This is a genomic window from Citricoccus nitrophenolicus (genome assembly GCF_047305825.1).
Lineage (GTDB): Bacteria > Actinomycetota > Actinomycetes > Actinomycetales > Micrococcaceae > Citricoccus > Citricoccus nitrophenolicus.
The window spans coordinates 2922404-2943617 of the sequence record NZ_CP063070.1 but is presented as its reverse complement, the minus strand read 5'-3'; the positions used below and the strand labels follow the sequence as shown (position 1 = coordinate 2943617).

The window sequence follows — 21214 nt, the reverse complement described above, 5'->3', positions numbered from 1 at the left end:
ACACGAGGCAATGTTCGCCCAGTGTGCCCCCTGCCAGTACGTGGAGGCCCGATGCCGCCGTTCAGGAGTCCTCGTGTGAAGCCAGGTGAAGCACTTCAGCCAATCGGTCGACGGCGCACTCGGCCACCAGGCCCGACGGCAACAAGGGACTGGTGACCACGTCCGCGCCAGATCGGGTGAGCAGGTTGTGGAAGAACCCCGGCGCCAGGAGATAGGACGCCAGGAATACCCGGCGTCCACCCTGAGCCCGGTGGTGACGGACCGCGTCTCGGACATGCGGCTCAGCCGCCGCACCGAAGGCGGCCGTGACCGGACGCCCGAGCTCCTCGCCGAGCCAGGCAGCCATCTGGACGACCTCTTCGGTCCCCCGGGCCACGCGGGTGCCGGCGGACGCCAGGACCACCCGGTCGCCGTCGTCGAGGCCGGCCTGCGCGAGCCTCTCGGCCAGGAGGACCGCCAGCCGCCGGTCCGGCCCGACGGGCGCAGCGGCCAGGGTGCCTGGACGGGAGCGTACCGCCCGGCGAATGTCGACCTGGGTGTGGTGACCCGTGGACAGCAGCAGGGGCAGAACCACGGCACGCTCCCCCACAGGCAGGGAAGCCAGCACGTCGTCCAGTCTCGGCCCCTGGACGTCCACGTACGCCTCATGCATCCGGACGTCGATCCCCCGCCGGCGGGAAAGGTCCGCCACCTCCGCGCGGAGGCAGTCCACGGCCCGCTGGCCATCCTGATCGTCTGTCCCGTGGGCGCACGCCACAACATGCATCGACTCGTTCATGGCAATACCCTAGCCAGCGCTTGGTGGGGCTGGTCCCGCACCTCTCATCTACGGCTCATCCTGACTTGAGAGACTGTAGCCATGACACAGAGCACCGGATTCCCCCGCCCCTCCACCAAGACCCTCGCGCTGACCGGGACCGGAGTCCTGGCGCTGGCGCTGCTCACCGGCTGCTCGGTGGCCGATGAGGGCGCCTCGGAGTCGAGCAACGGCACGAGCGCGACTGCCGAGACCTCCGCCACCACGGCAGAGACCTCCTCACCGACCGGATCGGATGACACCTCCTCGACCGCCTCGGCAGCCCCCAGCGGCGAGGGCACCGCGTCCGGAGAGGACCCGGCCTTCGCGGCCATCGATGCCCTGCTCACCGAACACACCGATGCCGTCATCGTGCAGATCGACCGTGACGACGACGACACGGTCTACGAGATCGAGGCCGTGACCGGCGACTTGGTGGTGGACTTCGATGTCCTCACCGACGGCACGGTCAGTGAGGATGACGATGACGATGACGATGATGACGACATCCGCCGGGCCCAGGAGGCCACCGTCACCGCCGAGGACGCCGCCCGCGCAGCACTGGAGGGCCGCGACGGCCAGAGCATCGACTCCATGGAGCTCGATGAGAACGACGGCACCCTGCGCTGGGAGGTCGACCTGGACCGGGAGAACGGCGACGACGGCGACGAACTGCGCGTCGATGCCATGACCGGTGAGGTCACGCAGGACGACTGAGCTGTCCCGCGGCGCGCCCGCGACGGCTATTCGCGAGCGCGCAGCGAGCGGCGCTTGGCCTCCAGGTCCATCAGCTGACGGTTGAGCGCCGCGAACTCGGCCGGGTCCCCGCCGGGCCCCAGCCGCTGCAGCCGGCCCATGAGGTCACCCTTCTGGTGGGTGATCTGCAGTTCGAACAACCGGTTCATGATGTCCCGGCAGTACCGCACCAGGTCCTCATCCGTGCGGGCGGGCAGCGGGGTGACCGCGAGCTCGCTGACCAGGGGACCCAGTTCCACCGGGACCTCCTGGCGCACCTGCTCGACCCACTGGGACGGGGTGGCCCCGGCCATGCCGGCCGCCCGGATCCCGGAGTGGATGACGGCGAAGGCGGGGACCTTGAAGTCAGCGGCGTAGAAGGCCTGCCACTGCTCGGCCGAGAGCAGGGTGGGCTGCTGCAGCACCACCTCAAGCGCCTCCTTCTCCATCCGCGCCGCGGGATCGCGGGTGTCCGGGCGCTGGTAGCCGCCCCCGCCCTCCCCCGGCGCCGGGCCGGCGTCGGGCCCAGGGGGTGTTTCCCTCCGGGTGTCCGTGGACGGCCCGGAACCGGCGCGCTGAGCGCCCGCCACAGCCCGGTGCACGGTGGCCGGGTCCAGGCCGAGCCATCCGGCCAGCTCCCGCTCGTAGCCGGGGCGGACCACCGAATCGCGGATGCCGGCCACAATGGGGGCGGCATGGCGCAGGGCTCCGGTCCGGCCCTCCACGGTGTCCAGATTGAAGTTCTTCATCCCCGCCTTGATGGCGAACTCGAACAGGGGACGGCGCGAGTCGATCAGCGCGACCACCGCCTCCGGCCCCTTCTCCTGACGCAGATCGCACGGGTCCATACCGGAGGGCTCCACGGCCACGAAGGTCTTGGCCAGGAACTTGCTGTCCTCCTCGAAGGCACGCAGCGCGGCCTTCTGCCCGGCGGCGTCACCATCGAAGGTGAAGATGATCTCCCCGCCCGTGCCGTCATCCGAGATCAGCCGACGGGCGATCTTGACATGCTCCGAGCCGAACGCCGTACCGCAGGTGGCCACCGCCGTGTCCACCCCGGACAGGTGGGCGGCCATGACGTCCGTGTAGCCCTCCACCACCACGAGTTGGCGCTTCTTGGCCACCTGTCGCTTGGCCGCGTCGATCCCGTAGAGCACCTGGGACTTCTTGTAGAGCTGCGTCTCCGGGGTGTTGAGGTACTTGGGGCCCGGATCGTCCTCGAAGAGCTTGCGGGCGCCGAAGCCGATCGTGGCCCCGGTCATGTCCCGGATGGGCCAGACGAGCCGGCCACGGAAGCGGTCATAGATCCCCCGCTGACCCTCCGAGAACAGGCCCGTGAGCCTGAGCTCGTCCTCACGGAACCCCCTGCGCTGCAGGTGCTTGAGGAGGTGGTCCCAGCCCTGCGGCGCATAGCCGACACCGAACTGGTGGGCATGCTCGGAGGTGAAGCCGCGGCCGGCCAGGAACTGCTGCCCGGCCACCGCCCCGGGCGAGGCCAGCTGCTCCCGGAAGTACTCGTCGGCGATCTTGTTGGCCTCGAGCAGCCGCTGGCGCCGGCCGACCTGTTCCCGGTCCGGCCCGGTGCCGCCGTCCTCGTAGTGCAGCTCGATACCGGCCTTCGCGGCCAGACGCTCGACCGTCTCGGAGAAGGTGGTGTGCTCCATCTTCATCAGGAACGCGATGACGTCGCCGGACTCTCCGCAGCCGAAACAGTGATAGCTGCCGACCGAGGGCCGCACGTGGAAGGAGGGGCTGCGCTCGTCATGGAAGGGACACAATCCCTTGTAGGACCCCACGCCGGCGCTGCGGAGCGTCACGAACGCGTCAACGATCTCCTTGAGGTCCGATCGCTCGCGGACCAGATCGATGTCCTCGCGCTTGATCAGACCTGCCATGGTCCCAGTCTAGGCCGGGATCTGTTCCCGCTCCTCGGTATCCACAGGCTCGGGCGCAGCCGGCCCCGGTCCCGTCTCCGGCAAGCCACGAGGATTTCACAGCCGTTCGGTCTTTTCATGGCGGATTTCCGCGATGAAAAGACCGAACGGCGGTGAATTCCCGGCCGTGTGTGGAGCTCCGGCCCCCGCGGAGGTGCGCTGAGGCTGGTCGATGACCGGGCCGACGTAGTACGCAGTGCCGGTGGTGGCGGCATGGTCAATCACCATCACCACATCCGAGGTGAGCATGGCCATGGTGGCGCCGAGGACGACGGCGTCTAAGCCGTCCAAAAGGACGGCGAACCGGCACAGCGGCGCCACCGAGGTGGGGCCGCCCGGGTGTGGCCACGCAGGACGGGGAACCGGAACCGGTGGGGCGGACGTAGGCTGGTCCTCGACCTCTGACCCGCCGTCGACCCGGGAGACTTCCATGGCCACCGCCGTCACCATCGAGCCCACCGTGGAGGCCGTCCAGGCCGAACTGCTGGCGCTCGAGGACCCCGGCCTGCGCGCAGCGAACGAGAAGCGCGGCGATGACCACGGCGTGAACCTGACGAGGCTGCGGGCCGTGGCCAAGGCCGTGAAGCTCCCGCTCGCCCCTCGCCACGAGTTCGCCGTGGAGCTCTGGGCCACCGGGGACACCGCCACGCGGCTGGTCGCGCTGCTGCTCTGCTCGCCGAAGAGGTTCGGCGTCGACGAGCTCGACGCGATGATCCGCGAGGCGCGCGCACCCAAAGTCCACGCCTGGCTGGTGAACTACGTGGCCAAGAAGAGCCCCCACCTGGAGGCCCTGCGGAGCGCGTGGACCGAGGACTCGGACCAGTGGGTGGCCGCCGCCGGCTGGGATCTGATCAGCCACCAGGTGTACAGGAGACCGGAGGTCCTGGACCTGTCCTCGCTGCTGGACACCATCGAGGCGCAGATGCGGGACGCCCCGAAGGACCTGCAGTGGTCCATGAACAACACCTTGGCGGCGATCGGGATCGAGAACCCGGACCTGCGTGACCGAGCGCTGGCCATCGGCGAACGCCTTGAGGTCCTCAAGGACTACCCCACTCCCCCGAACTGCACCTCTCCCTTCGCCCCAGCCTGGATCTCCGAGATGGTGCGGCGGAACGAGGAGCAGGCCGACTAGACCCAGCTGCGCCGGAACGGCTCGCCACGGACCAGGGTCGAGTGCCACTCGATGGCCGTGGAGTCCGTCAGGGACGCCACCTGGTCGATCACCACGCGGCGGCGGGCGGAATCGTCCGTGGCCTCGCGCCAGTCCCCGGCGAACAGGGGGTCCAGGTAGCGGTCACCGGAGTCCCAGAACAACTCGACGAGCTCGGTCAGGATCTCTCCCGCTGACGCACGTACAGCGGCTGGCGGGCCTCCGAACTCATGACATAGGCGGCGGCGATCCCCTTCATGGTGGCGATCTCGATCTCCGTCTCCGCAGGCACCACCACGTCCGCCTCATGGCGGGTCAGGGGATCGTTGCCGAAGACCTCACGGGTGGCGTCGAAGGCGGCGTTGGAGAAGCGCCCGATCAGCTGGCTCGTCATGTCCTTCAGGGCGGCCCGGGATCGGCGGGTACCGTCGGCCTGACGAACCCACACCGGGGTCCCCTCGAGCCGGCTCAGCGCCGCCTCCACCTCGGCCGGGTCGGTCTGGGGAAGGTACCACTCGAGCGTCCGCTCGATCACGAGGTCCCGGTGGTCCGGGTCGGCCAGCCAGTGCAACTGGAACTGGCCGTTGACGATCCCGTCCTCCACATCATGCACGGAGTAGGAGATGTCATCTGCCAGGTCCATCACCTGGGCCTCCATGGACTGCCGGATCCCGCGCACGCCGTGCCGGAACCACTCGAAGACCGGCAGGGTCATCCGCATAGACCCCGAACTTGCGGGAGCGCCTGCCGTCTGTCCGCAGCGGCGCATCCTCACGGATCCAGGGGTACTTGCAGGAGGCGTCCAACGAGGCCCGAGTGAGGTTCAGTCCGGCCGAGCGGCCGTCATCGAAGAACTTCTTCGTCTCCAACCGGGCCAACAGCCGCAGGGTCTGCGCGTTTCCCTCGAAGCCGCCGATGTCCTCACTCATCAGGTCCAGGGCCTTCTCCCCGTTGTGCCCGAAGGGAGGGTGGCCGAGATCATGGGAGAGGCACGCGGCGTCCACGATGTCCGGGTCGCAGCCCAGCGACCGCCCGAGCTCGCGGCCCACCTGGGCCACCTCGAGGGAATGCGTCAGCCGGGTACGGGCGAAGTCATCCTCGTCCGGGGCCACCACCTGCGTCTTGGCCCCGAGCCGGCGCAGTGCCGAGGAGTGCAGGATGCGGGCGCGGTCCCGCTCGAAGTCCGAGCGGTAGGTGCTCTTGGGGGGCTCCGGCCACCAGCGCTGACGGTCGGACGGCCCATAGCCGGGCAACTCGGCGGGGCGCCCCGCATAGGGAGGGCGCCCCTCGGGCCCGAAGAGCACCGCCTGGTGGTGGCGGACCCGCCGCGGGACGCCGGGGGACGGCGCCGGCCCGGCCGCCTGATCAGCCACCGGAGACATCCAGCTCGGCCGCCTGGATGAGGGACTTCTGCTCGGCGTTGAGCTCGCGGGAGTCCAGCCACCCCTCCGGGAGATGGGGACGCTTGGGCGATCCGGCGCGTCCGCGCGGTCCCTCGGCGTCAGCCCCGGGGTACGGGGCGTTCGGGTCCAGCTCGTCCAGCAGCTCGCGCAGGGTGGCCAGGTCCGGCACCTGCGCGAGGCGGGCGCGCAGCTCCCCGCCCACCTGGTAGCCCTTGAAGTACCAGGCCACATGCTTGCGGATGTCCCGCAGGGCCTTGCCCTCATCCCCGCCGAAGGTGTCCACGAGCAGCTCGGCGTGGCGGTGGAAGGTGTCCGCCACCTTCGCCAACCCCGGCCGGAACCTCTCGTCCGAGCCCTCGAAGGCGTTCTGCAGGTCCCCGAACAGCCACGGCCGTCCCTGGCATCCCCGCCCGATCACCACACCGTCCACCCCGGTGTGCCGCACCATGGCGATGGCGTCCTCGGCGGACCAGATGTCCCCGTTGCCCAACACGGGGATATCCGGCAGGGCCTCGCGCAACCGGGCGATGGAGTCCCAGTCGGCGGTGCCGGAGTAGTGCTGTTCCATGGTGCGGCCATGCAGGGCCACGGCGGCCACGCCGAGGGAGCGCGCGGTGCGGCCGGCCTCCAGGTAGGTCAGGTGGTCCTCGTCGATGCCGCGGCGCATCTTCACCGTGACCGGGATGTCCTTCTTCGAGGCCTCCCGCACGGCGGCGCCGACGATCGAGGCGAAGAGCTCGGACTTCCAGGGCAGGGCCGATCCGCCGCCGCGCTTGGTGACCTTGGGGACGGGGCAGCCGAAGTTCAGGTCGATGTGGTCGGCGTGGTCCTCCTGGACGAGCATGCGCACGGCCTGGCCGGTGGTGACGGGGTCCACGGAGTACACCTGGACCGAGCGCGGCACCTCGTCCGGATCATGGTGGATGATCCGCAGGGACTCGGGCCGCCGCTCCACCAGAGCTCGGGCGGTCACCATCTCTGAGACGTACAGCCCGCCACCGTACTCGCGGCAGAGCCGGCGGAAGGCGGTGTTGGTGATGCCGGCCATGGGGGCCAGCACCACGGGGGTGTCGATGGTCAGCGGGCCCAGCGTCAGGGCGGGCAGGTTCAGGCGCTCCGGGGTCTGGGCCGTGGAGGCAGCGGCACGCAGGGTCTCGGCGCGGGGCGAGGCGTCAGTCACGGCGGTCATTCGGCCCATTATCCCAGAACCGGCGGATTCTCGCGGCGCTGCTGTGGAAGAAGCACGCTCCTCGTGGTGTTGTGGCGAATATGAAGAAGATCGGATTCCTGAATTTCGGGCACTGGAGTTCCGTGCCCGGCTCCCGCACACCGGACGCAGCCGCCACCCTGCGCCAGACCATCGAGATGGCCGTGGCCGCCGAGGAGGCCGGCCTGGACGGGGCGTGGATCCGTTCCCACCACTTCCAGAACATGCTCTCCGCCCCGTTCCCGCTGCTGGCCGCCATGGGCGCGGCCACGAAGAGCATCGAGCTGGGCACCGGCGTGATCGACCTGCGGTACGAGAACCCGCTGTACATGGCCGAGGAGGCGGCGACGGCGGACCTCATCTCCGGCGGCCGGCTCCACCTCGGCATCTCGCGCGGCTCCCCCGAGGCGGCGCGGGACGGCCAGCACCAGTTCGGCTACGACCTCGAGCCCGGGCAGAGCTGGTCCGAGCTGGCCCAGGCCCGGGGTGACCGTTTCCGGGACGCCATCTCGGGTGGGCTCGTGGCCCATGCCGATCCGGATTCCGGCTGGGCCCAGCCGGGTCAGGAAAGACTGTCCATCCAGCCCCAGTCCCCCGGGCTGGTCAACCGCATCTGGTGGGGTTCCGGCAACACCACCTCCGGTGTCCGGGCCGGACAGCAGGGCTACAACCTGCTCTCCTCCACCCTGCTGCTGCAGGACGATGGCCGACCCTTCCACGTGCAGCAGGCCGATCAGATCTCCCAGTACGCGGCGGCCTACGAAGCCTCCGGACACACCACCGGCGGGATGACCGCCGTGACGCGCTCGGTGTTCCCCATCGTCTCCGCGGAGGACGAGCGGTACTTCGGAGGCCGCCGTGAGCGCGCCGACTCCTCCGGTCAGCTCGAGGGCGGCAGGGCCCGCAGTGGACCCACGTACTCCGGCACCATGGAGGAGGTCATCGACCTGCTGCGGCAGGACGAGGCCGTGCAGGCTGCCGACTACGTGTTGCTGGCCAACCCGAACCAGCTCGGCGTGGAATACAACGCCCACCTGTTCACCCAGTGGGCCGACCTGGCCAGGGAGCTCGGCTGGAGGTAGGAGGTTGCGGCACCGTCGGTACGAGTTCCACGCCGGCTCCGCCGCCCCGTTGGTAATCTGGGGACTCCGGGCCACGCGGCCCGTGGCCTGACGACCCACCCTGCCGCACGTTGATGGGAGCACGACCTCATGGATTTCTGGGTCATCATGCTCATCGTGCTGGCCGTGGTCGTCGGGATCGGCGGATGGGCCGGCGTGGCCGCCATCCAGCGCCACCAACTCCACGGGCGGCAGGACCAGTGGCGGGAACTGGAGGGCCGGTTCCACCGGGTCACCCTGGACTCCGAGCGATACGACCGCAGCCCCTCAGACGCCCTGGCCGCCCCGGGATGGCTGGACCGGGACGGTCCCGTGGTCCGTGGGTTCTCCGGCACGCTCAAGCGGGCCCAGCGGGACCGCGCCGAACTGGAGCGCAACGTTCCCCGGGCGCCGGGACGCGCGGGGCGGGAGATCACCAGCGGCAGCCGGGATCCGGCCGCGGGCCTCAATCCCACCGAGAAGGACCTGGGCGAGTTCGAGAAGCTCGTGGAGCGGGTGGAGGACGCCTACCGGGATGCAGACCGGGCCGTACGCACCACCGGCTGGAGCCGGCCAGAGACCCTGCAGGTGCCACACGCCCAGTTCCTGCTGGACCCCCGCTGGGGCCGGCCCGCCGTGCTGCCACGAACGGTGGCCGTCCCACCCAAGGCGAACACCACCACCAGCCTCAGGGTCCAGTCCAAGGCCGCCGAACGGGCCGTCAAGGACTTCCTGGACGCGTCCTACCCGATGCGCCAACAGACGGCCCTGAAACTGTTGCGCGAGCGCAGCGGCGGTGGAAGTGCCGGCCACCGGATGCAGAAGTCCTTCGAGCGGCTCCTGGCCACCGGTCGGTACGTCACGGACGAGCGCGGCTTCATCTGGCCCCAGGCCACCGTGGTGGAACATTGGGGCGTCTACCGCAGCTTCGGCCGCGATGCCGACCTCGGGCTGGAGGACGTGGCCCCCGTGGAGGTGGCCAACGTGCTGTGGGTGCTGCTGCCAGCTGACCGAGGACTGCCGGACACCGAACTGCTCGCCCTCGCCCGGGAACACCTCGCCCTGGCCCCCGGCATGATGGCCGGCCTGACGAAGTCCCTGAACCAACAGATCGCGCGCGGGATCCAGGCCCTGCCAGAGGGCGTCCAGCGTGCCGTGAACGACGCCGTCCCCCACGGCGTGCAGTGGCCCTCGGCCACGTCACGGGTCGAGCAGGTCCTGGCGGAGGGGCTGCACGCCGGCCTGGTCACCGGACGCCTGCAGCGCCAGTCCGACGGCCTGGTCCGGCGACTGCGGGCACAGTGGCCCAGCACCTACCGGCGGTGAGCCCGGCGCCTCCTGGATACAACTCCTGGATACAAGGTGGACACCGGATGGACACCTGATGGACACTGTGTCCTTCTTCTCCTCAGCGTCCCGCCAGGCCCTGGAATATGTAGCGTGGCACGGGTCATAGCACCGATCCCAGGGGGGAACCACATGTCTGACCGCTCGATCCATCTCCACACCATCCATGCTTCGCGACGCCTTCGCCTGGGGCTCTGTGCGGCCGCCGCCGGGCTGGCCCTGGCCCTGACGGGATGTGCCGACAGCGGGGATGCCGGCTCCTCCGAGGCAGGCGAGACGGTCCCGGCCAGCGCGCAGCCCTCGGAATCGCCCAGCTCCAGCCCTGCCACGACGCCCACGGGGAGCCCTGGCGGCGCCGGAGGCGAGGACTCGGAGCCCGAAGCCTCGTCTCCCGCGGCCACCGGGGACCTGCCCTCGGCTGAGCTGGAGCAGAGCACCTACGAGGGAGAGCCCCGTCCCTTGGACGAGGTCTTCCACCTGGCATGCGTGGAGGCCCTCGCCGGCGACGAGCAGCTGCCGGAGACCGAGGAACAGACCGACCCCGAGAACAAGCGGGCCTGGTTCATGTATCAGCACGCAGCGTATACGGATGGCTGGAAGGCCTGCCCCACGGAGGTCTACGGCAACCTCGTGATCCCGGCCTCCTTCTCGGTCGAGGCAGAGGCCGGGGAGAGCGGCCTGCGCCGCATCTCCATCGCCGATCCCTCCGGCCAGCGGATCGGCGGGGCGGAGCGTGACGTCACCGGCGGCGCCCCGGACGCTGCCGAGATGGTGGAGGTCGTGGAGATCACCGAACAGCCGGAGCACCCGGCCCAGAACGGGGAAGTCGGCTATCTGCGCTCCCTCGTGGTCCAGTCCGAGTCCGGCACCCAGCTGATGGTGGATCTGGTCTCGGCTCCGCAGGACAGTGATCCGGAATCCCTTGAGGTGTGGGACCTGGCGGTCGGCGGAGGCGCCCAGCGAGACGTGGTCTACGCCTCGATCCCGTTGGAGTCGGCCGAGGACGCCGAGGAGGCCGCCTCCTCCGAGCTCCACGCCGTCCTGCGGGCGATGGTCGGCTCCTACACCCACGCGGTGCAGTAGACCGGTCCGTCCTGGGTGCGGAGAATGCTCAGGTGGCCGGGGTCTTCCCCACGGACTTGGCCACGGCCACCGCGATGCCGGTGGTGACCGGGATGGCCAACACCAGGCCGATGGATCCCACCAGGATCCGGACGATCTCCTCCACGAGCTCTCCGGACATCAGGGTGTCCCACAGGCTGCGGTCATACAGCGAGACCACCATCAGCACCGGCAGAGCGGCCCCCGCGTAGGCGAAGGCGATCGTGTACACCGTGGAGGCGATGTGGTCCCTGCCGATCCGCATGCCGGAGGTGAACAGCTCCCGCTTGGACGCGTTCGGATTCGCGGCCTGTAGCTCCCACACAGCGGAGGCCTGGGTGATGGTGACATCGTTGAGCACCCCGAGCCCGGCCACCAGCAGCCCGCAGAGCACGATCCCGGACAGCCGCACCTCGGGGGCCACGGTGGCCAGGATGTACGAGTACTCGTCCCCCAGACCGGTCAGGTAGGCGGCATCCGTGCCCCACAGCGCGAGCACGGCCGTCAGGGCCAGACCGATCAACGTCCCGAGCAGTGCGGTGGTGGTGCGCAGCGAGAACCCGTGGGCGAAGTACAGCACCACGAGCATGATCACGCAGCAGCCCACCAGCCCGACCCAGAGCGGCGGCCCGCCCTCCAACAGCGCCGGGATCATGAACACGAACAGCACCGCGAAGGCCAGCCCCAGACCCACCACGGCCCGCAGGCCGCGCCACCGGGCCACGGCCACCACCACGAGCGCGTAGAGCAGGGCCAGCAACACCACCGGCACCGTCCGCTCGAAGTCCACGAACACATAGTCGGCCTGACCGGCCTGGCCGGACTGCCCCGCCGCGTCGCCGCCCGGCAGGCCGGAGAGGTCGAGAGCCTTGAGCCGGTCCCCCACCTGGACGTCCCTCGAGGCGCTGATGGAGCTCGGGACCGGGACCAGCGCGCGGTCCGTCCCGCCGCCGTCAGGATCCACCACGGCGTCCACGCACTGCACCTGAGCGGCCGAGGGATCCCCCACCATCCCGCCGCCCGGGGTCTCCAGGGTGGCGGCCTCCGGACCGCAGTCCCGGGGCTGGACCTCGGTGACCGTCCCGGTCACCATCGAGATCCCCTGGTTCGTGCCGTAGGGGTCCGCCAGGGAGAGATCCCGGTGGGACCCTGAGGGCCACAGGGCGATCATGGCGGCGATGAGGACCACCGCCAGCGGCACGAGGATGGCCGTCAGGGCCACCACCACCCGCCGCCCGTTGCCTCCGCCCGCTCCGGTCAGCGCCTCATCGGCGCCCGGACCCGCGGGCAGCCCATGCCCGTGTCCAGAGTGTCCGGCGTGGCCTTCGAGGCCCGGCTCCGATGACGGGCCCCGGGGCGGGGGCTGGGGTGGTTGGGCCATCAGCTGGCGTCGGTGGCCCAGATCCGCGTGTCCAGCAGCACGCGGGCGTGACCGCTGGCGACCAGCCGATCGAGGACCGGAGTGAGGACCTCCATGGCCTCATCCACCTCCAGCTGCACCGGGTACTGGGCCGTCAACAGGGCCAGCAGTGAGGCGGCCGCCGCCTGCGCGTCAGCCGGGGCCAACTCCGGGTTCCAGCCGAGCAGCACATCGGTGGGGTCCTCCGAGCGCTCCGGCGTGTAGGAGATGGCGAACGCATCGATGTTCCCGCCCTGGTCCTTCGGCCGCGGCCTCAGGACGACGGCCCCGGAGGCCCCGGTGGAGGGCCCGAGCAACAGCTGCTGGGCACGCCCCACGGTCATCTCGGCCGGGTCCCAGCCGTGAGTGGCCTCGTAGAACGCGGCCACGGCCTGCGTCAGTTCCACCGAGCCGGTGGCCAGCTCCTCCACGGCCAGCCCGGTCCCGTCCAGTTCGGGCGCCGTGATCACCCCGGGCCCGACGGCGATGCGCCGGGACCGCTGCAGCGGCGCGAACCCCTGGTCGGCCAGGAAGGCCGCGGCCGGATGCTCGGCGGGCTCCGGGACGGCGGCACCGGCCTCGGATGCAGTGGCCTCGGATGGAGTGGTCTCGGGTGGAGTGGTCTCGGGAACACCGGAGTCCACGGCGGCGAAGCGCGCCTTCAGCTCGGTGGTCACCACGGTGCCGGCGGAGAGGGCCGCGGCCGCCTCCGCACGGAGGGCACCGGTCAGGGCCGTGGCGATCCCCCGTCCGCGCTGCTCGCGCGTGGTCTCCGCGTAGAACCAGAGCCGCTGCGGATGCACGGAGGAGGCGTAGACCACGGCCGCGGCCACGGGGATGCCCTCGTCCTCCGCCACGAGGCAGCGGGCCCAGGGCTCATCCGGCCGGGTGCTCGAGGGCCGCAGCATCGCCCGGTCCTGGTGGTGCTGCGCGTCGGTGGGATCTCCCCACAGCTCGAGCAGGCGCAGATCGTCCCCCTCGGCCCATGGCCGGAGGGTGACTCCCGCTGGGAGCCGCGGGCCGTCGTCGGGAACCGTCATGCTGACCTCCTCCCCCCTACTTCGCGAGCCGCTCGAAGAGCCAGCCGCGCACCTTCTGCAGGGGCACCCGCTCCTGTGACATGGAGTCGCGCTCGCGGATGGTGACGGCCTGGTCCTCGAGCGAGTCGAAGTCCACGGTGATGCAGAACGGGGTGCCGATCTCGTCCTGGCGGCGGTAGCGGCGGCCGATCGCGCCGGCATCGTCATAGTCGATGTTCCAGACCCCGCGCAGCTCGTCCGCCAGACGCTTGGCGGTGGGGACCAGTTCCTCCTTGCGGGACAGCGGCAACACGGCCGCCTTGACCGGGGCCAGCCTCGGGTCCAGGCCGAGGACGGTGCGCACATCCGTGCCGCCCTTGGCGTTCGGGGCCTCCTCCTCACGATAGGCGTCCACCAGGAAGGCCATCATGGAGCGGGTCAGGCCGAAGGACGGCTCGATCACGTACGGGGTATAGCGCTCCGCCGAGTTCTGGTCGAAGTACTGCATCTTCGTGCCCGAGCCCTCGGTGTGGGAGTTGAGGTCGAAGTCCGTGCGGTTGGCGATGCCCATCAGCTCGCCCCACTCCGCGCCGGCAAAGCCGAACTTGTACTCCAGGTCGATCGTGGCCTCGGAGTAGTGGGCGCGTTCGCCATCCGGGACGTCGAAGCGGCGCATGTTCTCCGGGTTGATCCCGAGGTCGGTGAACCACTCCCAGCAGGCCTCCACCCAGGTCTCGAAGTGTTCCTTCGCCGCCTCCGGGTGCGTGAAGTACTCGATCTCCATCTGCTCGAACTCGCGGGTGCGGAAGATGAAGTTCCCGGGGGTGATCTCGTTGCGGAAGGCCTTGCCGATCTGCCCGATGCCGAAGGGCGGCTTGCGGCGCGAGGCGTTGACCACGTTGAGGAAGTTCACGAAGATCCCCTGGGCGGTCTCCGGACGCAGGTAGTGCAGACCCTCCTCATTGTCCACGGGGCCCAGGAAGGTCTTCATCAGGCCGGAGAAGTTCTGGGGCTCGGTCCAGGCCCCGCGGGTCCCGCAGTCCGGGCAGACGATCTCGTCCATGCCGTCCGGGCCGCCCTCGGGTGCGCGGCCCTTCTTCTTCTCGAAGCCCTCGATCAGGTGGTCCTGGCGGTGGCGCCGGTGGCAGGAGGTGCACTCGACCAAGGGGTCGGTGAAGGTGGCCACGTGCCCGGAGGCGTTCCACACCGGCGTGGGCAGGATGATGGAGGAGTCCAGCCCGACCATGTCCTCGCGGCCGCGCACGAAGGTGTTCCACCACTGCGTCTTGATGTTGTCCTTGAGCTCCACGCCCAGCGGACCGTAGTCCCAGGCGGAACGGGACCCGCCGTAGATCTCACCGGCCTGGAAGACGAAGCCGCGCCGCTTCGCGAGGGAGATGACCTGGTCGAGGGTGGTCTTGGGGGCCATGGAGGCATCACATCCGTGTCTGTTACAGGGCCGCTGGCAGCGGTCCGCGCACTGGGGCTGACGCCCTCGAGGGGCGGCAGCGCTGGGGTTACCGGGCCAGTCTAGGGCCGATGCGCCGTGCTGGCCGCACCGGGGCTGGTGCACCGGCACGGTACTTCAGGCCACAATGGAGGCATGTCCGAACATCCAGCCCCTGAGACCAACGGCCACCATCGTCACGCACCCGAGGCACCGGCCACGCACCCCGCTCCCCTCGAGATCCGCGACGAGGTGATCCGTCTGGGCCAGGCCCTCAAGCTCGCCAGCCTGGTGGAGGATGGAGCGGACGCCCGCGTGGTGATCGAGGCCGGGCTGGTCCAGGTCAACGGGGATCCGGAGACCCGCCGCGGCCGGCAGCTGCACCACGGTGACGTGATCGAGTTCTCCGGCGAAGCCGTGAAGGTGGTCCCGGAGGGACGCTGATCCCGGTGCCGCCGAGGCCGGGCTACTTCACGGTGTAGTCGAGGAACTCGCCCACGTGCCGCAGCTCCTGCGGCCCGATCCCGTGACCGATCCCCGCGTAGAGCACCTTGGTCATGTCCACGTGCTCGTTCATCCAGGCATGGGTGTACTCCACCTTGTCCTGCGTGATGACCGGGTCGGCCTGGTCTCGGCCCCAGAAGACCTTCGGCTTCACGGCCTTGACCGCCTCGTCGTCGAAGAATCCGGCGAGCGGGCCGCCGGCGGACACCTCGGAGGGCACGACGCCGTCCGCCGGTCCCGCGGCATCCGCACCGGGCGTCACGGAAGGGTCGACGGCGAATCCGGAGAGGCCGACCACACAGGCGTAGGCCTCCGGTTCCCGGCGCAGCAGCGAGGTGGCCATCGCCATGCCCATGGAGAACCCCAGCAGCGACGTGCTGGCGAAGTCCGGCCGCTGGGCGGCCACCCACTCCTGAAGGTCCTCGATGGCTGCCCGCACCGCCAGCGGCGAGGACTGCAGGGAGTTGGTCAGGGGGAACCAGGTGTACCCTCCGTGGTCCATCACCAGCGGCGCCCGCACCGAGGCGATGGTGAACTTCGCCGGCAGCTCCGGCACGATCCCGAACAGGTCGTTCTCGTCCGCTCCGTAGCCATGCAGCACCACCAGCAGGTGTGTACCCGCGCGATCTGCCTCCGGCCGGGACCAGCGGACGAATGGCTCGGTGGGCTCTGCAGAGGATGGCGCGTGCGAGGGGGCGGTGTTCTGTGGTTCGGTCATGGCTCCCAGCGTAGGCGAGGACCAATGTGACCGATGGGTAACCGGCGTTCTAGGATCGTGACATGCCCGACTCCCCCGCCGCCCCCATCTCCGGAACCCCCCTGCACCCGGTCCATCCCTGGCGCCGCTACGTGGCCCTCGGCGACTCCTTCACGGAGGGAATCGGCGATCCGGACCCGGCACGGCCTGGATACCACCGCGGCTGGGCGGACCGCGTGGCTGAGGAGCTCGCGCACCGGGTGCCGGACGAGGAGGACTTCTCCTACGCCAACCTGGCCATCCGCGGCCGGCTGATCGACCAGATCGCCGCCGAGCAGACGGAGCCGGCGATCGAGCTGAGCCCCGATCTCATCACCCTGTGTGCCGGCGGCAATGATGTGATCCGCCCCGGAGGGGACCCGGACGCCACCGCGCTGAAGCTGGATGACCTGGTGGGCCGGTTGGCGGCCAGCGGTGCCACCGTGGTGCTCTTCACCGGCCCGGACATCCGGGATACCCCGGTGATGGGCCGCATCCGCGGCAAGGTGGCCGTCTACAACGAGAACGTGCACACCGTGGCGCTGCGCCACGACGCCGTGGTGGCGGACCTGTGGGCCCTGCGGGACCTGACCCGCAAGGAGATGTGGGCCGCGGATCGGTTGCACTTCTCCCCCACCGGACACCACGCGATCACCGCCATGGTGCTGGAGACCCTCAACGTCCCGCACGACCTGGTGCCCTTCGAGCCGAAGCCCACGGTCCACAGCACGTGGCGCCAGGCCCGGACCGAGGACGTGCACTGGGCGCGCGAGCACCTCATGCCCTGGGTGCTGCGCCGATTGCGGCGTCAGTCCTCCGGGGACGGACTGGCCCCGAAGCGCCCCCTGGCCGAGCCCATGTTCGGCCACCCGATGGTGCAGGGCTCGGACGCAGGCGAACAGGGTGAGGGACGGTAGGCACGGCCTAAAGCCCGAGCACCCGTTTCAAGTCCGCCGCCACCTGGTCCAGGTCCGTCAGGAAGCCGTCATGGCCGACCGGGGAATCGATCATGTACACGGGATTCTCCCCCGGCAGTTGGCGGGCCAACTCCTGGGACTGCCCGGGGAAGTACAGCCGGTCCGATTCCACGGCGGTGATGAACGGCGTGGCGGTAATGGCGGCCAGGACCTCGGCCTCTGTGCCGCGGCCCCGGGAGACGTCATGGCTCATGAGCGCCTCGGTCAGCACGAGGTAGCTGTTGGCGTCGAAGCGCTTGACGAGCTTGGCCGCCTGGTAGTCCAGGTAGGACTCCACCTGGTAGCGTCCCTGCCGCCGCAGCGGCTGCCCGAAGGGATCCTCCTCCGGCTGGGCGCCGCGGCCGAAGCGGCCGTCCATGTCCGGCTGGGACCGGTAGGTGATGTGCGCGATCTTGCGGGCGATGCCCAGGCCGCCGTCCGGCGTCGGGCCCGGATAGTAGTCTCCGCCGCGGAAGTTGGCGTCCAGCGTGATGGCCTGGATCTGGGCCTGGGCGAAGGCGATCTGTTCGGCGGTGGAGTGCGCGCCGCAGGCGATGACGGCCATGCCGGCCACACGCTCCGGGTAGGTGGCGGCCCACTCCAGGGCGCGGGCTCCGCCCATGGAGCCGCCCACGACCGCATGCCATCGGCTGATGCCCAGGGCGTCGGCCAGCCGGGCCTCGGCGTGCACCGAGTCCCGGATGGTGGTGAACGGGAACCGAGATCCCCACGGGATCCCCTCCGGGTCCAGCGACGACGGCCCGGTGGTCCCGTAGCAGCCGCCCACCACATTGGGGGCCACCACGAACCACCGGTCGGTGTCGATGGCGCAGCCGGGGCCCACGACACCCTCCCACCAGCCCTCCTCCGTGATGGCGGTGGAGGAGGCCACGTGCGTGGAGCCCGTCAGGGCGTGCAGCACCAGCACGGCGTTCGAGGCCTCGGCATTGAGCGTGCCCCACGTCTCGTAGGCCAACTCCACCTCCGGCAGGTGTCCGCCGGTCTCGAAGTCCAGGGCACCGATGCGCTGGGTGTGCAGGCCACCTTCCGGCAGGGCCGTGGCCGCATGCTGGGCGGTGATGGCGGTCATGGGATGGTTCACTCCCCCTGACCGGCGGCGGCGAAACCGGCCTTCAGGTCGGCCAGGATGTCCGCGATGCTCTCGACGCCCACGGAGAGCCGGACCAGTCCGGGCGTGACGCCGGCCGCGCGCTGCTCGGCCTCGGTGAGCTGGGAGTGGGTGGTGGAGGCGGGGTGGATGACCAGCGAACGGACGTCACCGATGTTGGCCACGTGATGGTGCAGGCTCAGGGCGTCCACGAAGCGCGCGCCGGCCTCGCGCCCCCCGGCGATCTCGAATGACACGAAACCGGCGGGACCGTCCGGCAGGTACTGCTTCGCGCGTTCGTGCCACGGGCTGGAGGCCAGGCCGGGGAAGATCACGGACTCGACCTGGTCATGGGTGTCCAGGAAGTCGGCCACCTGCCGGGCGTTCGCCACATGACGGTCCATGCGCAGGGACAGGGTCTCCAGGCCGAGGTTCAGCAGGAAGGCGTTGAACGGGCTGATGGCGCTGCCAAGGTCCCGCAGCAGCTGCACGCGGGCCTTGAGCACGAAGGCGAGATTGGCCCCCAGGATGCCGTTGACCCCGAGATCACGGGCGAAGACCAGGCCGTTGTAGGACTCGTCCGGGGTGTTGAACCCCGGGTACCGCTCGGGCTGGGAGGCGAAGTCGAAGGTGCCGCCGTCCACGATCACGCCCGCCATGGCCGCCGCGTGGCCGCCGAGGTACTTGGTGGCCGAGTGCACCACGATGTCCGCGCCGTGCTCGATGGGCCGCAGCAGGTACGGGGTGGCCAGCGTGTTGTCCACGATCAGCGGGAGTCCGGCGGAGTGGGCGGCGTCCGCCACGGCGCGGATGTCCAGCACGTCACCGCGCGGGTTGCCGAGGGTCTCGGCGAAGAACGCCTTGGTGTTCTCCTGCACGGCCTCGGCCCACTCGTCCAGATTGTCCGGGTCCTGCACGAACGTGGTGGTGACGCCGATCTTGGCCAGGGTGTGCTTGAAGAGGTTCTGCGTACCGCCGTAGAGGGAGGCGGAGACCACCACATGGTCACCCGCTCCGGCCAGGTTCAGGATGGAGAACGTGGTGGCGGCCTGCCCCGAGGCCAGCAGCAACGCGCCCACGCCGCCCTCGAGTGCGGCGATCTTGCCCTCCACCGCCTCCTGGGTGGGATTGCCGATGCGCGTGTAGAGCGGCCCCAGGTCCTTCAGCGCGAAGCGGTCCGCGGCGACCTCCGCGGAGGGGAAGTCGAAGGAGTTCGACTGGATGATCGGCAGCACGGTGGCGCCGTAGGGGTTCTCCTCGGGGATCCCCGCGTGGATCTGCCGGGTCTCGAAGCCCCACGTGCTGGGATCGATGGCGTCCGCGGCGGGGGTGTTGGTGGTGTCAGTCAAGGGACGGCTCCTGTCATTCCAGGGCCACCCACCGGAGCGGTCGGGCGTGATCCGTCAACCCGTCGCGCCGTGGTGGCCCGCGCTTGCCGGTGCCGGTTGGCACCTGCCAGGTCCTCACCCGGGGCACCCCACCGCGAGCTGGAGGGTTGCCGGCCAGCAAGCCGGGGCTTGATGCTGGCACTCATGACCTCGGTCCAGTGTGCCAGATCGGCCCGGACGATTCATCCCCCGGAGTCGCAGCATGACGGCACGCGCACCCCGGACCGACCTGTGACGCGGGCCACATTTCAAGTGAGGTTAACCTAACCGCCCCGAGGTGGGGGAAAGTGCGACGATAAGCACATGATGCGCCTGGATCACGTCTCGTACGCTGTTGGACCCGATGAAGGACTGGCCGCCACGGTGGCCCGGCTGGCCGATGCCCTCGGCATCGAGCGGGTCAAGGGCGGTGTCCACCCCCGCTTCGGCACCCGCAACGCGCTGTTCCCGCTGCGCAATCGCCAGTACCTCGAGGTGGTTGAGGTCCTGGACCACCCCTCCTCCGAGAAGGCCCCCTTCGGTCAGGCCGTGCGCGCCCGCTCCGAGATGGGCGGCGGCTGGATGGGCTGGTGCGTCTCCGTGGATGACCTCGCGCCGTTCGAGGAGCGCCTGGAGCGCCAGTCCGTGCCGGGCAACCGCAAGTTCCCGGACGGCCGCGAGCTGACCTGGCGCCAGATCGGCATCAAGGGTCTCATCGCCGACCCGCAGGTGCCCTACCTGCTGCGCTGGGATGACGGCACCGAGGACCTGCATCCCTCCCAGGCACAGGAGCCGCAGGCCGAGCTGTCCTCCATCACCATCGCCGGATCCCGTGACCGCGTGCGTGGCTGGTTGGGCCTGGACGATCCCGAGGAGAAGGTCGGGGACCTCAATGTGGTCTTCGAGTCCCCCTCCGGCACCCCGGGCCTGCTCGGGGTCACCTTCGAGACCCCGAAGGGTACCGTCACGCTCTGACTCAGGAGCCGAACAGGCCCGCCTCCACCAGGAGCGGGTACGCCACGAAGCCCGCGGCGTCCAGCAGGAAGTGCGCCACCACGAGCGGCATCACGCGCTGATACCTCAGGTAGAACGCGCCGAAGACGAGCCCCATCAGCAGATTGCCGATCCCCGGCCCCACCCCCTGGTACAGGTGGTAGGCGCCGCGCAGGATGGCGCAGCCCACCACCACGGCCGTGGGATTCAGGGGCACGACGGCGGCGCTCGCCCAGGTGCGCAGCCCGCCTTCCGCTGCGGTGGGGCCGGGCCGGTTCGGGCCCACCCCGGCGCGCAGTTGTTGCAGATGGCCCAGCCGGTCGAACAGCCACGCCACCACGATGACCTCCTCCAACAGGGAATGGCGCAGCGCGGAGAACAACAGCACCGGGGCGGTCCACCAGTACTCGTTCAGCGCACTGCCGACGATCGCCGTGGTGACGCCTGTGGCCCGGCCGGCCGCGTAGACGGCGAGGGTGCCCAGCCCGATGGCGAGGAACAGCCCGATCCCCCACGCCGCGTCCCTCCCCGGCCGGCGCAGATCCAGCCCGAAGGTGCGGAACGGGTTCCGCCCCCGGATCCACACCAGGTGCAGCACCAGCAATACCGGGACCAGCGCGAAGCCGATGTCCAGCACCTGGTACGTCAGGTCGAAGTACTGACGGTCATCCAGGGCCGGGTTCAGCGTGGTGGTCTGTCCGGACAGCGGCGCCTGCGTCCACTTGTCGATCAGGTTCACGATCGCATAGACCGCCGAGCGCCCCAGGGAGAGCGCGAGCACGATCACGATCTCCCAGCGGACGGTCCGGGCCGAGGGCGGAACCGGGGCCGGCTGGGTGGGGCGGGCGGAACGGGCAGGGGTGGTCACCGCACCAGTGTAGGAACCCTCTCTGATCAGGAACCCCGCCG

The 21214-nt window shown here is 70.1% G+C and carries 19 protein-coding genes, 1 pseudogene and 1 riboswitch; of the genes and pseudogenes, 8 read left to right on the top strand and 12 right to left on the bottom strand.

The window, feature by feature from the left end; genetic code table 11:
* Positions 1–61 precede the first annotated feature (61 nt).
* Complete coding sequence (locus IMT31_RS13350; protein WP_413543094.1) at positions 62–778, bottom strand: sirohydrochlorin chelatase; 717 nt, start codon at positions 776–778, stop codon at positions 62–64.
* Between the two features lie 81 nt (positions 779–859).
* Between IMT31_RS13350 and IMT31_RS13345 the strand changes: the two genes are divergently transcribed.
* Positions 860–1513 (top strand): PepSY domain-containing protein, encoded by a 654-nt coding sequence (locus tag IMT31_RS13345; protein ID WP_345354925.1) that lies wholly within the window; start codon positions 860–862, stop codon positions 1511–1513.
* A gap of 26 nt (positions 1514–1539) precedes the next feature.
* Here the strand turns inward: IMT31_RS13345 and dnaG are convergent, their stop codons facing one another.
* Together dnaG and IMT31_RS13335 are read right to left on the bottom strand one after the other, a co-directional pair.
* The gene (dnaG, locus tag IMT31_RS13340; RefSeq protein ID WP_413543093.1) at positions 1540–3426 is read right to left on the bottom strand and encodes a DNA primase; all 1887 of its coding nucleotides are present in this window, start codon (positions 3424–3426) and stop codon (positions 1540–1542) included.
* 96 nt (positions 3427–3522) lie between these two features.
* A complete protein-coding gene (locus tag IMT31_RS13335; protein ID WP_413543092.1) occupies positions 3523–3903 on the bottom strand; it encodes a hypothetical protein in 381 nt (126 codons plus the stop codon).
* Here IMT31_RS13335 and IMT31_RS13330 point away from each other — a divergent pair.
* Positions 3896–4600, top strand: a complete 705-nt coding sequence (locus IMT31_RS13330) for a DNA alkylation repair protein (RefSeq protein ID WP_413543091.1) — start codon at positions 3896–3898, stop codon at positions 4598–4600. The two genes, IMT31_RS13335 and IMT31_RS13330, sit on opposite strands and share 8 nt — an antisense overlap.
* Here the strand turns inward: IMT31_RS13330 and IMT31_RS13325 are convergent.
* Both IMT31_RS13325 and dusB read right to left on the bottom strand, forming a co-directional pair.
* Positions 4597–6000, bottom strand: a pseudogene (locus tag IMT31_RS13325) (deoxyguanosinetriphosphate triphosphohydrolase). The gene IMT31_RS13330 and the pseudogene IMT31_RS13325 overlap by 4 nt on opposite strands.
* A complete protein-coding gene (dusB, locus tag IMT31_RS13320) occupies positions 5984–7210 on the bottom strand; it encodes a tRNA dihydrouridine synthase DusB (protein WP_413543090.1) in 1227 nt (408 codons plus the stop codon). Before dusB ends, IMT31_RS13325 begins: the two are co-directional and overlap by 17 nt.
* A gap of 80 nt (positions 7211–7290) precedes the next feature.
* Here dusB and IMT31_RS13315 point away from each other — a divergent pair, with 80 nt between their 5' ends.
* From IMT31_RS13315 to IMT31_RS13305, 3 genes are all read left to right on the top strand, one after another.
* On the top strand, positions 7291–8310 hold the full coding sequence (locus tag IMT31_RS13315; RefSeq protein WP_413543089.1) for an LLM class flavin-dependent oxidoreductase: 1020 nt from the start codon (positions 7291–7293) through the stop codon (positions 8308–8310).
* A gap of 129 nt (positions 8311–8439) precedes the next feature.
* Complete coding sequence (locus IMT31_RS13310; RefSeq protein WP_413543088.1) at positions 8440–9654, top strand: hypothetical protein; 1215 nt, start codon at positions 8440–8442, stop codon at positions 9652–9654.
* A gap of 153 nt (positions 9655–9807) precedes the next feature.
* A complete protein-coding gene (locus tag IMT31_RS13305; RefSeq protein WP_413543087.1) occupies positions 9808–10758 on the top strand; it encodes a hypothetical protein in 951 nt (316 codons plus the stop codon).
* Positions 10759–10786: 28 nt separating this feature from the next.
* Here IMT31_RS13305 and IMT31_RS13300 read toward each other — a convergent pair whose 3' ends face one another.
* The 3 genes from IMT31_RS13300 to IMT31_RS13290 are packed head-to-tail and all read right to left on the bottom strand — an operon-like array spanning position 10787 to position 14623.
* On the bottom strand, positions 10787–12157 hold the full coding sequence (locus IMT31_RS13300; protein WP_413543086.1) for a YibE/F family protein: 1371 nt from the start codon (positions 12155–12157) through the stop codon (positions 10787–10789).
* Positions 12157–13215 carry an N-acetyltransferase gene (locus IMT31_RS13295; RefSeq protein WP_413543085.1) on the bottom strand — a complete coding sequence of 353 codons (1059 nt, stop codon included), beginning with the start codon at positions 13213–13215 and terminating at the stop codon, positions 12157–12159. Before IMT31_RS13295 ends, IMT31_RS13300 begins: the two co-directional genes overlap by 1 nt.
* 16 nt (positions 13216–13231) lie before the next feature.
* A complete protein-coding gene (locus IMT31_RS13290) occupies positions 13232–14623 on the bottom strand; it encodes a glycine--tRNA ligase (protein ID WP_413543084.1) in 1392 nt (463 codons plus the stop codon).
* A 174-nt stretch (positions 14624–14797) separates the two neighbouring features.
* On the opposite strand from IMT31_RS13290, the gene IMT31_RS13285 reads away from it, so the two are divergent.
* The gene (locus IMT31_RS13285; protein WP_345354902.1) at positions 14798–15085 is read left to right on the top strand and encodes an RNA-binding S4 domain-containing protein; all 288 of its coding nucleotides are present in this window, start codon (positions 14798–14800) and stop codon (positions 15083–15085) included.
* A gap of 22 nt (positions 15086–15107) precedes the next feature.
* On the opposite strand, the gene IMT31_RS13280 is transcribed toward IMT31_RS13285, so the two are convergent.
* On the bottom strand, positions 15108–15863 hold the full coding sequence (locus tag IMT31_RS13280; RefSeq protein ID WP_413543083.1) for an alpha/beta hydrolase: 756 nt from the start codon (positions 15861–15863) through the stop codon (positions 15108–15110).
* 62 nt (positions 15864–15925) lie between these two features.
* On the opposite strand from IMT31_RS13280, the gene IMT31_RS13275 reads away from it, so the two are divergent.
* A complete protein-coding gene (locus IMT31_RS13275) occupies positions 15926–16798 on the top strand; it encodes an SGNH/GDSL hydrolase family protein (RefSeq protein ID WP_413543082.1) in 873 nt (290 codons plus the stop codon).
* 7 nt (positions 16799–16805) lie between these two features.
* On the opposite strand, the gene metX is transcribed toward IMT31_RS13275, so the two are convergent.
* Together metX and IMT31_RS13265 are read right to left on the bottom strand one after the other, a co-directional pair.
* Positions 16806–17927, bottom strand: a complete 1122-nt coding sequence (gene metX / locus IMT31_RS13270; RefSeq protein ID WP_413543081.1) for a homoserine O-acetyltransferase MetX — start codon at positions 17925–17927, stop codon at positions 16806–16808.
* Between the two features lie 8 nt (positions 17928–17935).
* Positions 17936–19294 (bottom strand): O-acetylhomoserine aminocarboxypropyltransferase/cysteine synthase family protein, encoded by a 1359-nt coding sequence (locus IMT31_RS13265; RefSeq protein WP_345354894.1) that lies wholly within the window; start codon positions 19292–19294, stop codon positions 17936–17938.
* A gap of 74 nt (positions 19295–19368) precedes the next feature.
* Positions 19369–19483: riboswitch (SAM riboswitch) on the bottom strand.
* Between the two features lie 153 nt (positions 19484–19636).
* Between IMT31_RS13265 and IMT31_RS13260 the strand changes: the two genes are divergently transcribed.
* Complete coding sequence (locus IMT31_RS13260; protein ID WP_413543080.1) at positions 19637–20287, top strand: VOC family protein; 651 nt, start codon at positions 19637–19639, stop codon at positions 20285–20287.
* Position 20288: 1 nt separating this feature from the next.
* On the opposite strand, the gene IMT31_RS13255 is transcribed toward IMT31_RS13260, so the two are convergent.
* Positions 20289–21173: a CPBP family intramembrane glutamic endopeptidase gene (locus tag IMT31_RS13255; RefSeq protein ID WP_413543079.1), complete on the bottom strand. Its 885-nt coding sequence runs from the start codon at positions 21171–21173 to the stop codon at positions 20289–20291.
* Between the last annotated feature and the right edge of the window lie 41 nt (positions 21174–21214).

Bases quoted from the DNA above. Each gene is read 5' to 3' on its own strand.
- IMT31_RS13350 (WP_413543094.1), bottom strand. From the start codon at position 778: ATGAACGAGTCGATGCATGTTGTGGCGTGCGCCCACGGGACAGACGAT.
- IMT31_RS13345 (WP_345354925.1), top strand. From the start codon at position 860: ATGACACAGAGCACCGGATTCCCCCGCCCCTCCACCAAGACCCTCGCG.
- dnaG (WP_413543093.1), bottom strand. From the start codon at position 3,426: ATGGCAGGTCTGATCAAGCGCGAGGACATCGATCTGGTCCGCGAGCGA.
- IMT31_RS13330 (WP_413543091.1), top strand. From the start codon at position 3,896: ATGGCCACCGCCGTCACCATCGAGCCCACCGTGGAGGCCGTCCAGGCC.
- dusB (WP_413543090.1), bottom strand. From the start codon at position 7,210: ATGACCGCCGTGACTGACGCCTCGCCCCGCGCCGAGACCCTGCGTGCC.
- IMT31_RS13315 (WP_413543089.1), top strand. From the start codon at position 7,291: ATGAAGAAGATCGGATTCCTGAATTTCGGGCACTGGAGTTCCGTGCCC.
- IMT31_RS13310 (WP_413543088.1), top strand. From the start codon at position 8,440: ATGGATTTCTGGGTCATCATGCTCATCGTGCTGGCCGTGGTCGTCGGG.
- IMT31_RS13305 (WP_413543087.1), top strand. From the start codon at position 9,808: ATGTCTGACCGCTCGATCCATCTCCACACCATCCATGCTTCGCGACGC.
- IMT31_RS13300 (WP_413543086.1), bottom strand. From the start codon at position 12,157: ATGGCCCAACCACCCCAGCCCCCGCCCCGGGGCCCGTCATCGGAGCCG.
- IMT31_RS13295 (WP_413543085.1), bottom strand. From the start codon at position 13,215: ATGACGGTTCCCGACGACGGCCCGCGGCTCCCAGCGGGAGTCACCCTC.
- IMT31_RS13290 (WP_413543084.1), bottom strand. From the start codon at position 14,623: ATGGCCCCCAAGACCACCCTCGACCAGGTCATCTCCCTCGCGAAGCGG.
- IMT31_RS13285 (WP_345354902.1), top strand. From the start codon at position 14,798: ATGTCCGAACATCCAGCCCCTGAGACCAACGGCCACCATCGTCACGCA.
- IMT31_RS13280 (WP_413543083.1), bottom strand. From the start codon at position 15,863: ATGACCGAACCACAGAACACCGCCCCCTCGCACGCGCCATCCTCTGCA.
- IMT31_RS13275 (WP_413543082.1), top strand. From the start codon at position 15,926: ATGCCCGACTCCCCCGCCGCCCCCATCTCCGGAACCCCCCTGCACCCG.
- metX (WP_413543081.1), bottom strand. From the start codon at position 17,927: ATGACCGCCATCACCGCCCAGCATGCGGCCACGGCCCTGCCGGAAGGT.
- IMT31_RS13260 (WP_413543080.1), top strand. From the start codon at position 19,637: ATGATGCGCCTGGATCACGTCTCGTACGCTGTTGGACCCGATGAAGGA.